This is a genomic window from Nitrososphaerota archaeon (assembly GCA_016872055.1).
Lineage (GTDB): Archaea > Thermoproteota > Nitrososphaeria > Nitrososphaerales > Nitrosopumilaceae > Nitrosotenuis.
The window spans coordinates 97,689-111,674 of record VHBH01000001.1 but is presented as its reverse complement, the minus strand read 5'-3'; the positions used below and the strand labels follow the sequence as shown (position 1 = coordinate 111,674).

Genomic DNA, 13,986 nt, shown 5'->3' with positions numbered 1-13,986 from the left:
AAACGCATAGTCGTTTTTGCCTGCCTTGCGCAATGCCGCAAAATATTCACTACACGTGGCATAAAATTCAGTGTTCTTATCCATGCTTGGGAATCGCAAAACTTGGGTTATTTTGGGCTATGTTGAAAAGTTTTGATTATTTGATTACATTGCGACTTTATGGCCTCCCTTTGTAAGAGTAAATCTAACCATGGTTCACGAACCAGCCACATCTGTAAGTTGTAATCTAGAAACCTAGCGGGATCTTTTTGATTATACTGGTTCCATAAACGCCGCTATTCAGGTTTTGCCACTTTGAAAATAGTAGATTTTTGAGTCCAAATTTGGTTAGAAATTATTTTGGCAAAATGCCGGCGCCTGGGCCGTCTTCTATGATAATCACATTCTTGTCTCCTATTGTTGAAATTGTTTTTTCTGATCTTTATTTGGTATGAAAAGTTTAGTTTGTAGTTATGGTTAATAGTGCCAGTCTGTCTTGGGGACTTGTGCCAAAAATAGTTGCAGACACCAGTGTAATAATTAATGGCTTTATAGCAAAACAACTCGAGTCAAAGTCAATACAGGATGATCTGATAATCCCAATGGCTGCACTAGATGAGCTGCAGGCGCAAGCTTCGCAGGGAAAAGAGCAGGGCTTTGTAGGCTTGGAGGAAATAAAAAAAATCCAAAAACTATGCCAGCAAAACAACACCCAAATCCAGTTTGTAGGCCAGCGACCAAGCCTTGACGATATACGACTTGCAAAACATGGTAGAATTGACGCAATCATAAAGGACATTGCAAAACAATACTCTGCAAGACTGTACACGGCAGATTATGTTCAGGGCTTGACTGCAGAAGCAGAGGGAATTTCAGTATTCTATCAAAAGCCGGAAAAAATTGCATCAAATCTTGAATTTTTGCGATTCTTTGACAATACAACAATGAGTGTTCACCTAAAGGAAAACAATCCTCCTTTTGCCAAAAAAGGAAGACCAGGTGCATTTGTTCTAGTCAAACTAGAAGAAAAAACGCTTGATGAGCAATACCTGGAATTAATCACTACACAAATTCTGGAAGCAAGCAAAATATCGAACGCAGGAACAATAGAAATCTCAAAATCAGGTGCACTAGTCATACAATATGCAGATTACAGAATAGCGATAACTAGACCACCATTTTCGGAATCACACGAAATAACTATAGTTCATCCAACCATAAAAATGACGCTGGACCAATATTGTGTATCTACAAAACTAATGGAAAGGCTTTCAGACCAAGCCGAAGGAGTAATTATTTCTGGGCCTCCGGGCTCTGGCAAAAGCACACTTGCATCAAGCATTGCGAATTTTTATGCCTCAAAGGGAAATGTTGTAAAGACATTTGAGTCACCGCGAGACCTCCAAGTCGACAAAAATGTAACTCAGTACACCAAACTGGATGGTAGCTTTGAGAATTCAGCAGATATTTTGTTACTTGTCAGGCCAGATTATACAATATTTGATGAGGTGCGACAAAGGAATGACTTTAGGGTATTTGCTGACTTGAGGCTTGCAGGTGTAGGGATGGTTGGCGTGGTTCACGCAAACATGCCTCTTGATGGAATACAAAGATTTATTGGAAAAATAGAGCTCGGGATGATTCCAAGCGTAATTGATACTGTGGTGTTTGTAAAAGATGGAGGTATTGCCAAAGTTTATGATTTAGAATTAAAAGTCAAGGTACCGTCAGGAATGGTTGAGCAAGACTTGGCAAGACCTGTAATAGAGATTGCAGATTTTGAGACTGGTACACTAGAGTATGAAATCTATACCTTTGGCGAAGAAAACGTAATTGTTCCGGTAACGGAAGGCGCAGAAACCAAGTCTGGGGTTTACAAACTGGCTGCAGAAAAAATCAAAGAAACAATACGAAGATTTGATCCAAATCCGCAAATCGAGGTCCTGTCAGAAAACAATGTTCGAATCAAAATAAAAAAGGACGCAATTCCGTCACTGATAGGAAAAGGCGGCACTACCATTAATGAGATGGAAAAGATACTACATGTCCACATCGATGTCCAGGAAAAAGACTCACAAGAACCATTTTCAGAGAGTTCAGGACATGGAGTATCATTTGATTTCTCCGAATCAAAAAATACTTTACTCTTTGAAGTAAACAAGCGTTTCAGTGGACAGCTTGCAGAATTATACATCAAAGACCAATATGTTGCAACAGCAAGAGTTGCTAGACACGGAAAAATCAAGATGTCCAAACGTTCCGATGCAGGAAAAATACTATCCAGATCAGCTTTTTCAAAAAATGATATCGATATTATGATTAAAGATTCTTGAACCCTTCGAGAATTTTCTGATTAGACTTCAAATATGCGATGAACTTTCGTAGCTGTTTTATGGTTTTCGGATTTAGATGATGCTCTATTCCCTCGGCATCTTGATTTGCAGTCTCGTGTTCTATTCCAAGTATTTCAAAAAACTCTAGTAGGATTCCGTGTTTTTGTCGTATTGCGTCTGCAACACTGTTTCCCTTCGTGGTTAGGTTTATTCCATGATATTTTTCGTATTTGAGATAACCTCCCTCATCTAGTCTTTGTAGCATCTTGGTGACGCTTGGCGCACTGACATTCATGTAGCGAGAAACATCAAGAGTTGTAGCGTATCCCTTTAGCTCAACAAGCTCTGATATTACCTCCAAATAGTCCTCCATCCTGGAAAGATCTGATTTAGTTGATCTGTGGGCAGCCTTGATTGACTCTAATCGTATCTCGCCTTTTTTCTTCAAATTGTTTTGTGGTATATCGCGGCTCTTATAATCAAATTGGATAATTGGTTTTTAACGACCATTTGATTTTGTAATTCTGTGGCAAGTCGCGCTCAGGTCCTAATACCAATCGGAATAGCCGCAGTAATAATTGGCGTTGTAGGAATGTCATCTATACCAAAAGACGTCAAGCTAGAACAGACTGAATTTCCGCGAGGCATAATCAAAATCGACGACGAAACACTCCAAGTTCAAATTGCAGACACAAAACCGCTCCAAACGAGAGGCCTGATGTTCCAAGAAAAATTACCATATGATCAAGGAATGCTTTTCATCTTTGAAGACCAAGGAATTCGCTCAATGTGGATGCTAAACATGCAATTTTCCCTAGATATCATGTGGATTGATGCACAAGGGAATGTAGTCCATATAGAAAAAGATACTCAACCTTGCAAATCCGCACTTGAAACTATGACTTGCACATTTACAAATGGAAATGGCGAAGAAGCTAAATACGTACTTGAAGTGGCTGCTGGATTTGTAGACAAGTTTGGTATAACAGAAAACTCCAAGTTGAAAATAATCTCAGTCTAGCAAGGCTAATCTGCAGTTGCTCAATTATCTTAGAACGTTGAAAAATATAACTCCAAATAACTCTGCTGGAGCAATTGAAGTAGTATTGGTCTAATTGTGTTCTTACAGACTCCAGTAAAAGAGCATATATTGAAAAAACAGATTCCGAATATATTGAAGTTAATTATAATTACAACAAAAACTAGTAGAACGCCATTTTGTAAAACAAAATAAGCCCAGATTTTTCATAAAAATCGATTCATAATTAACCCGAAGAAGATCCACTTTCACCATTCAACAAGTTAGCAGAACCAAATAGGACAAGATTCAAAAACTAATTCCATCCTATAGCAGAAATGTTTGAAAATCTATGGCTAATCCCGCTTGGCTTTGTGGCAGGAGTGATTGGCTCTATTGTTGGTCTTGGAGGTGGGATTGTTGTCGTTCCGGTGTTGACGATTCTTGGCATTCCTCATACAATTGCATCAAGTAGTAGTCTTTTTGCAGCATTCAGCAATTCTGTGGCGTCCACGAGTATATACGCAAAGCAAAAACGTATTGACTACAAAATTGGACTCCGTTTGGGATTGTTTTCTATTCCAGGAACAATTCTTGGAGCAATTTTGTCTGGCCAGGTAACGCCAGACGTCTTCAAAATATTGTTTGGTGTGGTACTTGTTGCATCGTGCTATTATCTATTTGTGAAGAGAAATCTTGAGTCCAAACAAGGCAATTTTTCAGCTAAAATGTTGGCGGTGTCATCTGGGGCTAGCTTTTTTGCAGGAATTCTGTCAAGCTTTTTTGGGATTGGGGGTGGAATTGTTTTTGTCCCACTAATGATAATTGGACTTGGAATTGGAGTCAAAAACTCTACTGCCACATCGCAGTTAATTTTGTTGTTTTCATCAGCTTCTGGAATCATTATTCATGTTTTGCTAGGTCATGCTAACTTTGAATATTCTATTTTGCTGTCAATAGGTGCTTTTGCAGGGGGACTAGTCGGTGCAAGGCTATCTCTTGAAATAAAAGAAAACAAGATTAGGGTTCTAATAATATCCGTCATTTTGGTTGCAGCAATCAAGCTTTTCTTGGATGCACTTGGTATTTGATTAAGGATATAATCAGGTGTCTTGGTTACTTAGTATGGTAAAATTTGATGGAATCCGAATGCAAGAGTTGATCTCAGTTCAAGATCCAGACAAAGACGGTGGCATCACCTTGGTATTTCAGGGAAACCGATCTTTACACATCAAAATCAAGGATGGTAAACTAGAGACAGTTTCCGTTCCAGAATAAATTATCTTGGTGGATCTTTTTTAATTCTGTACAAGTTTTTCTTTGCTATTACGACTATGTCCCCGTTATCCTTTTTACCTTCAAAATCAACTACTATGATACCGAATTCATCATCTTGGTCTTTTTTTTCTGATATTGTGTATTTGATCTTGAGAATTTCGTCTACATGCAGCGGTTTAAGGAATCGAGTGTTTCTGTTTTCCCAGCCTGGGTCACCGTCCATTCCATATAAGAGAATCATGTTTCCATAGATTTGGCTTAGCCTTGTGAATTCGCCCTCAATCCTTGCTGTTATTGCACGGCCCGAAACAATACTACTATATTCATCATCATCAAATATTGTATTTTTTATTCTGGCAAACGCCAAGTATGACTCAAGTTCTTTTTTGGAAAACGTACATGTGGAAAAATACTCGTCTCCTACTTTGAGATCAGAAAATTTTTTCATCTAATCTCTTGTCTCGTCAATACAGAATATTACTTCTGATGAACTACGCGCAGGATCGGTGACAAAATAGTTCAATGCATTTGCAATTTTTGAATTATCCCCATCCTTTCCATCGATGCTTCCAGGTAAGACCAAAAATGATCTAATGTTGGATTTAAGCACATCACTTAATTCTTGGTTTACCGTGGTTGTAAATGGTCTTAGTGCTCCTCTGAACACTTCTACTCGTGCTCTATCCGCGCCAGAAACCTTTGGTCCTGCTGGTAGGTCTGGACCAATCACCATTACTGTTGCTTTTGCAGACTTGTACAACCTTGGGTCTTTTTTGCCCCCAGGAACAAATGTTTCAAGGGCCGTTTGGATTACTGTTGCTGGTGTGTTTATGAATTTATCAACTAGACCATCCCAACTATTTCTTGATAATTGGGTGATTTTGACGGTTGATGGTACTTTACCAGTTATGTATACTAAGGTAGCAAGTCTTCCTACTGTTTTTGCAGTGTTTAACCATCTTTGTACCTCGGCTTGGTTTGTGAAATCAATCACATGACTGTGGAATTTTGAACTAATCGAGTCTTGTATCTCTTTTGGCGCAGAAATTGAGATAAAACATACTGCTTTTCCACCGTTTTTCTCTATATGTTGTGCCAAAAATTCCGCCCTCTCAGAGTCTTGCTTGTCTGTCGCGTCTATTGCAAACACTACTACTTCTGATGCAAAGTTTGGTTGTGCATGCGGTGTAATAGTTGCAATATGTGGTTTTACTGGATAAAAGACTCTATCTCCTGGGATCACTTTACCGTTTAGAATTTTTCCAATATCATCGTCTGCAAGTGTGAGCACTGTCTGCGCTACCTGCATCTGTGATAGGAATTGCTTGTCTGCAATCATAAATGATGTGTTCTTTTGAACTTTTTCTGCAATCTCTTGAATTTTGGGAAGAATCTTTCTTATGGTATCTGCAATTTTTTGTACATCGCCGCCTTTTACTTTGACAACTGCTTCGGCGGCCTTTATGATTCCCTCACTAATTGTCCTTTCGTCTTCTCCAAGTAAACCGACAATGTCCTTATTTGCAATTTCTACTTCAGATGGGGTCAGATCCTCAAACCCACTTACTCGTAGAAATTCGGCTGCCGCCTTTGGATATACGGTTTTGTAAATCCTATCGGAGTGAACCGGACCCGGGTTTGTTGCAATAGATATTATTCCTTTTTCGACTAGCTCCCATGACATTGCCTCGGAAAGTCGGTTCTTTGCCCCCTGTGCTGCAGTGTAGGGACTACGAAAACGATATGGTCTCTGTTCGTATGGTTTTTCTTCTGTAAAGAATGTCGAAATTGTTACAATCTTTGCACCTGACTTCATCACCTTAAGTGCCTGAACTGACGTCCAAAATGTACCCGTCAGGTGTATTCCAACAGCACTTTTGAATTCATCAAGGGGTGAATTTGCAAAACACGTGACTGGTCCTGAAACGCCTGCATTATTTACTACAACATCTACAAATGTTCCTGATTTCTGCAGACTATCATACATTTGTGAGACGCCTGCTTCGTCACTGACGTCTACTCCTGGAAATAGCCAAACTTTGGCATTACTTTTTACACGATTAATTATCTCGTCTAGGATCTTTTTTGTATCCTCTAGGGGTTCTTTTCTTCTGCCTAAAATTATGATACTTGCACCATTTTCGGCAAATAATTTTGCAACTGTCTGACCAATACCAGTACCGCTCCCAGTGACTAGAACGACTTTATTTTGAAATTTTAACATGAATCTGACATTTGGCTTGTATTATTTATGTGGATCAATTCGATATCAAATCTTTATTTGTGGGTACCAAAACACCAAAAACATGGATGATACAGAATCTGACACATTCGTCTATGAGACATGGCCAGAAAAAGTGTCTCACATGCTAAAGACTATTGGTGTTGAATCTTCCGCCAAAGAGCAAGGAACAGATTCTGTAGAGCAAGACGATTATTCTAGTAGGGTATTTTCACAGACGACAAGAATGGTCACAAATCGTGGCACTGTTGAACTAAAAAATTCTAATATCGACGTTATCCAAATAATCCAAAAAGGTTAAGAAAAATGCAAGATCCACTCGTTTCTCATTGGGGCGCTCAGGACAGATTTCAGGCTCACTTTATCGTCAAAATAGAGACATCAAACCCATCCAAGTATGTAGCAAGAACAATCCTGAAGACATCTGGTCATTTTAATGGCAAAAAAGTCGAATCTGTGAGCTGGAATGGTGGTCTGCTTGCAGATGAGCTAAACAAAGACTCTGCGCTAAATGAACTGATCGCACAACAATCCATCAAGGATGCTAGCATCTACATCGATCCGTCAAACAACGGAGTCAGAATTTACAGTAAGTGGAAAAACTCTCACGAGTTCAAAATCACAAAAGACATGTATGCAATTTACAACAAAATCGCAGAGCACGTAAAGAAAATCTAGGCACGCCACCAATCAAGTGCCAAATAATTCACATTATCAGAGCCCGGTATTGCCAAGATAAAGTGCTTTTTTACACTGGTTGCAAGTCTTCCTGCCAACACAACTCCCGTTGATGTTACTGCGTCTGTCTTGTTGTGTACCTGAACCAAGTATGGCGCATGATCAATTCCTGGCCCTCTCTGGTACACTGCAAAATCACAACCAAATTTTATCCCCGGATTTACGATATAGTTTTTGTCTCTAAAATCTTTGTAAACTTGATATTTCTTGTCAAAATTATGGTATTCTTTTCTGCAGATCTCCAATAATTGTGGCTTGGTTATTTTTTTCTTTGATTTGTGAATTACTAACTGGTCTTTTCCTTGAAGATAGAATCCTTCTATCAAATCCAGGATTAATGGGACATCAATTTCTTCTGGCTTTGGCTTTGCCATACCTATTGGTTTGCCATAATATGACTCTGAAAAAAGCTCTCTTGATTTCTTCACATCCCATACGACAATTCTATTTTCTACAAGCTCGCCATGCATTGTTACAAAAAATGATTGTATTTGGGTATAAAAAGTTGGATTATAGACTCAATGCGAGCATAATGAAAGAGTCTGACACCTGCTGGCATTTGTCCGACATTTCCTCAATTCCCTGAATCACGTCTTTAACCAGTAAAAGCTCTTTTGTGTTTGAAATCTCATCAAGTGCTTTGATTACTGTCTGTCTGTACTTTTTATCTATTTCACGTTCTATTTTTTGGGTTTCTTGGGCAAGCTCGATCGCATTCGCAGTGTTTGTATTAAGACCCCTCACAATCTCATTAAGTTTGTAGACTTCGTCAACAAGTAAATCGATCAGAGTGGATATGTCTTCATCTATTTTTGCAGTTTTTAATGTGGCTGGCTTTATGTTTGATAATTTGAATGCGATTCCAGTGATGTAGCCTGCAATCTCATCCATGGTATATGCGGTGTTAAGTAGATTCTCTCTATTCATTATCAAACCGCCAACGTCTGCTACTTCACGTGTAATTTTGCGTCGAAGGTTCTCCACCTCTTCCTCAATACTGGAAATTTGCGCGTTTATTGCCTTTATTCCGGCCTTATCTTTTTTCATGATCAATGCCGGAAGCGTCGCTAGTTCTCTTGCAGCATTTAGTATTCTGTTGATTTCGTCTTGCAAAACTGCAATTGCTTTTCGTTTTGCTTGGACCTCTAGTTCTCCACTATACATCCTTCTTGGTTAATTTTAGGTGGTATTAATTAAGCTTGCAAATTTTAGACTTCGGATACATTTTGGGTCACCTTTTTCTGATTTTTGTATAGTGCGATTACTTCCTGATCTGTGGATGCGTCTTCTGCAGCTTTTTCCATGCGGATTTTACCTGTGAACTTTGGAAATCTCAAGGCAAGTCCGCTTCCGGACCTGATTGAATCCTTTGCCGTCATGTGTACTGGGCTGAGTGTTATCTCTGAAGCCACTATCTCAATTACCAGTTCTGGCTCAAACCATACGTCTGGCTCCATTCCGCTTTCTATCCTTGGGTTTTTCTTGAGTGTGACTTTGTCTTGTAGTATTTGAAAAAATTGATCCAAGTTTTCATCTGTGAATCCTGTTCCTACCTTACAAATGCTCTCAAAAACATCTCTATCTGCGTTGTATGAGGCCAAAAGAAGTGTTCCGTATTTTCCAGTCCTACGACCTTTTCCAAAAAATGCCCCAATTACGACTAGATCCAAACTATCCCCAAGCTCGTTTCTATACTCACGCTTTAATTTGAGCCAATTATTTCCTCGTGCTCCTGCCCTGTACGGGGCATCAAGCATTTTGAGCATCAACCCCTCACATCCTGCATTAATCCCATTTTCCAAAAAATCCTCAATTTCATTTTCAGTATGGACTATGGTCTGTGTGACTATCTTAGTATAGTCGTCTTCGACTGTTATCCCTTCAAGTTTTTTTCGTCTTGCCATGTATGGCTCATTTAAAAGGTCTTGCCCATTAAGATACAGTACATCAAATAGGTTTACTGTGATTGGGTATTTCTCCACGATTCTGTCAATGTCGTACTTCCTTCGTCGATGCATTAATTCCTGAAACGGGAGAAATTCCCCAGAATCAAGATTTACCGCTACTGCCTCTGCCTCTAGTATGACGTCAGTTGTTTTTAGTGCCTTTGGGACATTTTCCAAAATGTCTGGATAATAACTGGTGATGTTTTCTAATCTCCTGGAGTACAATATTACGCTGTTGTCTTTATAGTGAATCTGAACACGTTCGCCGTCAAGTTTGTATTCTGCAGCAAATCCCGTTCCGAGTTTTTCAACTGCATCCGATTCTGATTTGACTCGTTCCGCAAGCATTGGTCGTATGGGACTGAAAACTTTAACATGAAAATCCCTCAACCCGTCCAATCCTTTACGTGCAATGGTCTCAGCAACGCTTCCCAAATCAGATGATACGTTATATGCTGCTTCTAATTTCTCTCTATTTTCCTTAGAGCCGGTAAATGATATTGCGAGGGCATCCATTACGGTATTGTCTGCAATTCCTAGGCGAAGTGTACCCATAGCAATTTTTAGTATGAATTTTGCCTCTTGAGGAGTTGCATCATTTAGCAGACTAGAAACATATTTCATTTTCATGTCTTGCGAGCGCTGTCCTTCCAGTTTGGCTATTTTGTATAGTGTTTCGTATACCCGCTCTGCCGTAATGTCTTGTGCTAAGAACGTAGTTTGGGTTTTTTGTTCTAGAATTTTTGCTGCGGCACTACCTAGGTCTCCATCTTCCGCATAGACGGAGTTTATCTTTTTTATCGGGATCCCAGATGATTTTGCAAGCGCATGTATTGCGAGTTTTTCTGCCAAGCCAAGTTCAACCCCTTCAAAGTCTGGGCGCAACTTACCTTGGATTAGGTATACCATTTTTGAGATTGTCTCCTGCGGTGTTTTTTGGAATAATTCCACCAAATACTGAGTAAGCTCCAATCTCTTTGTGGTGGAGCTCATTTTTTCAAAAGTATCTGCAATCTCTGAAAACCGCATTGGATAGAGTTTTGCACTCTCAGATAAAAGCCAGCCGTTTGATTGTGTTACAAGTGAAGGTTTGCTTTTATTTTCAATACAATTGTCTTGTTATTCTCACCAATGATTTTGTTAAAGTGTGACATCTCGTCCTCATTTAGAAATCTCTTGTTTCTCCCCAAAAATCCTTCAAAAAACACTCCACTAATGTATCCGACGTACAGGCCATATGCTAAATCTACCAATGAACCTGTATGGGCTGGGGATTTGACATGGGTTAGTACCATACTTGGATAGTCCAGAGCGTAGATGATGATGTCATTAAGATGTTTTTCTTCGATTATATCTAGTGGCAACCTGATAAATTGACTCGTTTTTACTATTTAGAACTAGTGCTCAAATATTTTTAGATGTATCTGAAAATTGTTTTTTTGTCAGTACCCTTGGAGTCGGCCACCATTGCAAAGTTAAACATTGGATAGTTTAACTTGTACTGTTTCATAAAAGACCATGCCACATCATGATTTGTAAATTCCGTCCTGATTCCTTCTAATTGGAATTGTTGATTGTTGATATCAAATACGATCACATTGTATTTCTTTGCTTTGCTATGGGGCCTTGCCTTCATGAACCACGTAAATGCAAAAATCAGTACTGCCGCTATTATGAAGGCGCTGGCGACCTCTCGGAAAAATCCCCCAACGGCGGTTGGTACTATTTGACCAAAGACAGAAATGAAAATGTTCGCTACGATGCCTATTGCAAAGAAAAGTAGTACCATAATTGAGTTCAGCATGACCAGTTATTCTCGTAATAACACTTAACCTTATTGATGTTTATTTGGCCTAGTCTGGATCTTCGTAGTTTTTGTTACCTGTTGACTTGGCAGTGGATTCCATGGGCTTCATCCTCTTATGCAAACCTTCGATTGCAGCTTTGTATCCTTCAGCATATTCTAATTCTGCTGGAACGAGTGTTGCTGGGTGGATGAATCCTTGGCTTCGCATTGCAAGTGCTTTTTGTGTAGCAATGTTTCTCACATAGTCCCAATCTGGAGTCGAAAACCCATCAAACGGACCTGTGAATTTGCCGTTATGCATTGAGAACACTAGCGCCTCTATGATCGGTATGCAAAAGTCGATTGACGCTGCAGTGTTTATCTTAACTGGCATTAATGGCATGTGGTGACTACCCCTTGTATTGCCAGCTACATAGTGTGGGTTATTGAAAACACTTCCTAGCTCTTCTGTTGCAGGAAAGTTCTTCTGTGTTCGCACTATGGCGATTGGATCATCTTTTCCTACATATGTCCCTGCAATGTTGTGTAATCTATCAGTTGATAATGACGCGATTGGCTCGCCAGATTTTGTGTATACTGAAGAAATCACATATCTACCGGGATACATTAGCGCTGCCTCCAAGACTGGTTTGTCTTGCCAAAGTTCTAACTCTGCAATTTTTCCCTCTTCCACATCCATTATGTTGAATTTTACTCCTGCAGCAAGTGATTTGTTTACAATTAATCCTGTGTTTGATAACGCATCCACAAATAATCGATAAAATGGATAATTGAATGCACCTGGCTCCGTCTTGTCTGCCGCTAAAACAGTAAATGCCTCGTTCGGTCTTTCCTCAAATTCTAACTCTGCTACTCCCGGACCCATACCCTTTACGTTTCCTGAAAATGAATCCTTTAGAAGGTCTTGTCCTGCACCATACAATCCTTCTGACTTGGCAACTCTTGTACCCTCTTCAAATGCCTTCCACGCTAATCCATGAATCTCAGCATTATCCGTGCCCTTGGTATGAGACATGATGATATGTACATCATCACCTGAATATCCTATGTAATAATCTAGTAATAGATTACCTGCATTTTTAATGGTCATTCTTACAGCATCTAACAACCCATCGCTTGGTCTTGTGTGGCCGCCAATACCGCCAACATCAGCTTTGATTGCAGAAACTGTAACTTTCACAATTTCAGACTTTGATTACTTTGATTTATAGTATTTGAGTATTGTTTTGTCAATTTTTTTTACAAAATCCCATTGTTCAAAAAAATCCAAAAAACAACAGAAAGTCTTGAAAAAATCGTAACGGTAATAAACCCCTCAGAAGAGGAACAATCACATGGCAACAAAACCACACCTGAACTTGATCGTAACAGGTCACATTGATAACGGCAAATCGACCACAATGGGACATTTCTTAATGGATATGGGTCTTGTAGACGAAAGAACCATCGCATCACACGCAGCAGAGTCTGAAAAGACTGGAAAAGGAGACACTTTCAAGTACGCGTGGGTTATGGATAACATTAAAGACGAAAGAGAAAGAGGTATCACAATCGATCTGGCTTTCCAGAAGTTTGAAACCCCGAAGTACTTTTTCACTCTGATTGACGCACCAGGTCACAGAGACTTTATCAAAAATATGATTACTGGAGCATCTGAAGCAGACGCTGCAGTTCTAGTCCTTTCAGCAAAAGAAGGTGAAACTGATACTGCTATTGCTCCAGGTGGACAAGCAAGAGAACACGCATTTTTGCTTAAAACACTAGGTGTAAGCCAATTAATTGTAGCAATCAACAAAATGGACGACAGCAAATATTCTGAAGCAGCATTCAAAGTTGCAAAGGAAAAAGCTGAAAAACTAATCAAATCCGTTGGTTACAAACTAGAAAACGTTCCAATCATCCCAGTTTCTGGATGGAAAGGAGACAACTTAGTAAAGAAATCTGAAAATATGCCTTGGTGGACAGGTAAGACATTATTACTTGCATTCGATGATTTCACAAACCCAGAAAAGCCAATTGGTAAACCACTACGCGTTCCAATTCAGGATGTCTATACAATTACCGGAGTAGGTACAGTCCCGGTGGGAAGAGTAGAAACTGGAGTTTTCAAACCAAACGATAAGATAATTGTAATGCCGTCTGGCGCAACAGGTGAAGTAAAATCAATTGAAACTCACCACACTCAGCTAGAAAAGGCAGAAGCCGGTGACAACATTGGCTTCAACCTTCGTGGTGTTGAAAAGAAAGACATCAAAAGAGGTGATGTCATGGGACACCCAGACAATCCACCAAAGGCAGCCAAAGAATTTAGAGCACAAATTATCGTAATTCATCACCCAACAGCAGTAGCACCTGGTTACACGCCAGTAATGCACGCACACACCGCACAAGTTGCAGCAACAATAACAGAATTTGAAGCAAAAATCAACCCAGCAACAGGTGCAGTTGATGAACAAAATCCAAAATTCCTTAAAGTCGGCGATTCGGCAATTGTAAAAATTCGACCAGTGCGCCCAACATGTGTTGAGACATTCAAAGACTTTCCAGAAATGGGACGCTTTGCACTTCGAGACATGGGTGCAACAATTGCAGCTGGTATTATCAAAGATATCACTGAAGAACACAAGCCATAAGTCTGGTTTTTG

Annotated in this window: 15 protein-coding genes; 6 read left to right on the top strand and 9 right to left on the bottom strand. The window is 39.6% G+C overall.

Translation table 11 applies throughout. The features are described from left to right. Positions 1-485: 485 nt before the first annotated feature. A complete protein-coding gene (locus FJ354_00630; GenBank protein ID MBM3905177.1) occupies positions 486-2,312 on the top strand; it encodes an ATPase in 1,827 nt (608 codons plus the stop codon). Here the strand turns inward: FJ354_00630 and FJ354_00625 are convergent. Next, a complete protein-coding gene (locus FJ354_00625) occupies positions 2,299-2,685 on the bottom strand; it encodes a transcriptional regulator (GenBank protein ID MBM3905176.1) in 387 nt (128 codons plus the stop codon). The genes FJ354_00630 and FJ354_00625 overlap by 14 nt on opposite strands. A gap of 153 nt (positions 2,686-2,838) precedes the next feature. Between FJ354_00625 and FJ354_00620 the strand changes: the two genes are divergently transcribed. Further along, positions 2,839-3,333: a DUF192 domain-containing protein gene (locus FJ354_00620; GenBank protein MBM3905175.1), complete on the top strand. Its 495-nt coding sequence runs from the start codon at positions 2,839-2,841 to the stop codon at positions 3,331-3,333. Between the two features lie 335 nt (positions 3,334-3,668). Further along, entirely contained in the window at positions 3,669-4,421 is a 753-nt protein-coding gene (locus FJ354_00615; protein MBM3905174.1) for a sulfite exporter TauE/SafE family protein, read from the top strand. Between the two features lie 188 nt (positions 4,422-4,609). Here FJ354_00615 and FJ354_00610 read toward each other — a convergent pair whose 3' ends face one another. Both FJ354_00610 and FJ354_00605 read right to left on the bottom strand, forming a co-directional pair. Beyond that, positions 4,610-5,056, bottom strand: coding sequence for a hypothetical protein (locus FJ354_00610; protein ID MBM3905173.1), 447 nt, complete (start codon positions 5,054-5,056; stop codon positions 4,610-4,612). Next, positions 5,057-6,832, bottom strand: a complete 1,776-nt coding sequence (locus FJ354_00605; protein ID MBM3905172.1) for an SDR family oxidoreductase — start codon at positions 6,830-6,832, stop codon at positions 5,057-5,059. An 82-nt stretch (positions 6,833-6,914) separates the two neighbouring features. Here FJ354_00605 and FJ354_00600 point away from each other — a divergent pair, with 82 nt between their 5' ends. Next, entirely contained in the window at positions 6,915-7,151 is a 237-nt protein-coding gene (locus tag FJ354_00600) for a hypothetical protein (GenBank protein ID MBM3905171.1), read from the top strand. Between the two features lie 5 nt (positions 7,152-7,156). After that, a complete protein-coding gene (locus tag FJ354_00595; protein ID MBM3905170.1) occupies positions 7,157-7,528 on the top strand; it encodes a hypothetical protein in 372 nt (123 codons plus the stop codon). On the opposite strand, the gene endA is transcribed toward FJ354_00595, so the two are convergent. From endA to FJ354_00565, 6 genes are read right to left on the bottom strand one after another with little or no spacing between them, the layout of a single operon-like run. Further along, on the bottom strand, positions 7,525-8,058 hold the full coding sequence (gene endA, locus FJ354_00590; GenBank protein ID MBM3905169.1) for a tRNA-intron lyase: 534 nt from the start codon (positions 8,056-8,058) through the stop codon (positions 7,525-7,527). The genes FJ354_00595 and endA overlap by 4 nt on opposite strands. 40 nt (positions 8,059-8,098) lie before the next feature. Further along, complete coding sequence (locus FJ354_00585; GenBank protein MBM3905168.1) at positions 8,099-8,752, bottom strand: DUF47 family protein; 654 nt, start codon at positions 8,750-8,752, stop codon at positions 8,099-8,101. 44 nt (positions 8,753-8,796) lie between these two features. Further along, entirely contained in the window at positions 8,797-10,563 is a 1,767-nt protein-coding gene (locus tag FJ354_00580) for an ATP-dependent DNA ligase (protein ID MBM3905167.1), read from the bottom strand. 47 nt (positions 10,564-10,610) lie between these two features. Further along, positions 10,611-10,898, bottom strand: coding sequence for a hypothetical protein (locus FJ354_00575; protein MBM3905166.1), 288 nt, complete (start codon positions 10,896-10,898; stop codon positions 10,611-10,613). A 50-nt stretch (positions 10,899-10,948) separates the two neighbouring features. Further along, the gene (locus FJ354_00570; GenBank protein ID MBM3905165.1) at positions 10,949-11,338 is read right to left on the bottom strand and encodes a hypothetical protein; all 390 of its coding nucleotides are present in this window, start codon (positions 11,336-11,338) and stop codon (positions 10,949-10,951) included. 49 nt (positions 11,339-11,387) lie between these two features. Continuing rightward, the gene (locus FJ354_00565) at positions 11,388-12,521 is read right to left on the bottom strand and encodes a fructose 1,6-bisphosphatase (protein MBM3905164.1); all 1,134 of its coding nucleotides are present in this window, start codon (positions 12,519-12,521) and stop codon (positions 11,388-11,390) included. A gap of 154 nt (positions 12,522-12,675) precedes the next feature. Between FJ354_00565 and tuf the strand changes: the two genes are divergently transcribed. Beyond that, entirely contained in the window at positions 12,676-13,974 is a 1,299-nt protein-coding gene (tuf, locus tag FJ354_00560; GenBank protein MBM3905163.1) for a translation elongation factor EF-1 subunit alpha, read from the top strand. Positions 13,975-13,986 lie beyond the last annotated feature (12 nt).

What these genes read in the sequence shown, in the direction of transcription:
- FJ354_00595 (MBM3905170.1), top strand. Translation starts at nt 7,157, where the DNA reads ATGCAAGATCCACTCGTTTCTCATTGGGGCGCTCAGGACAGATTTCAG.
- FJ354_00570 (MBM3905165.1), bottom strand. Translation starts at nt 11,338, where the DNA reads ATGCTGAACTCAATTATGGTACTACTTTTCTTTGCAATAGGCATCGTA.
- FJ354_00610 (MBM3905173.1), bottom strand. Translation starts at nt 5,056, where the DNA reads ATGAAAAAATTTTCTGATCTCAAAGTAGGAGACGAGTATTTTTCCACA.
- FJ354_00605 (MBM3905172.1), bottom strand. Translation starts at nt 6,832, where the DNA reads ATGTTAAAATTTCAAAATAAAGTCGTTCTAGTCACTGGGAGCGGTACT.
- endA (MBM3905169.1), bottom strand. Translation starts at nt 8,058, where the DNA reads ATGCATGGCGAGCTTGTAGAAAATAGAATTGTCGTATGGGATGTGAAG.
- tuf (MBM3905163.1), top strand. Translation starts at nt 12,676, where the DNA reads ATGGCAACAAAACCACACCTGAACTTGATCGTAACAGGTCACATTGAT.
- FJ354_00580 (MBM3905167.1), bottom strand. Translation starts at nt 10,563, where the DNA reads ATGCGGTTTTCAGAGATTGCAGATACTTTTGAAAAAATGAGCTCCACC.
- FJ354_00615 (MBM3905174.1), top strand. Translation starts at nt 3,669, where the DNA reads ATGTTTGAAAATCTATGGCTAATCCCGCTTGGCTTTGTGGCAGGAGTG.
- FJ354_00600 (MBM3905171.1), top strand. Translation starts at nt 6,915, where the DNA reads ATGGATGATACAGAATCTGACACATTCGTCTATGAGACATGGCCAGAA.
- FJ354_00625 (MBM3905176.1), bottom strand. Translation starts at nt 2,685, where the DNA reads ATGGAGGACTATTTGGAGGTAATATCAGAGCTTGTTGAGCTAAAGGGA.
- FJ354_00585 (MBM3905168.1), bottom strand. Translation starts at nt 8,752, where the DNA reads ATGTATAGTGGAGAACTAGAGGTCCAAGCAAAACGAAAAGCAATTGCA.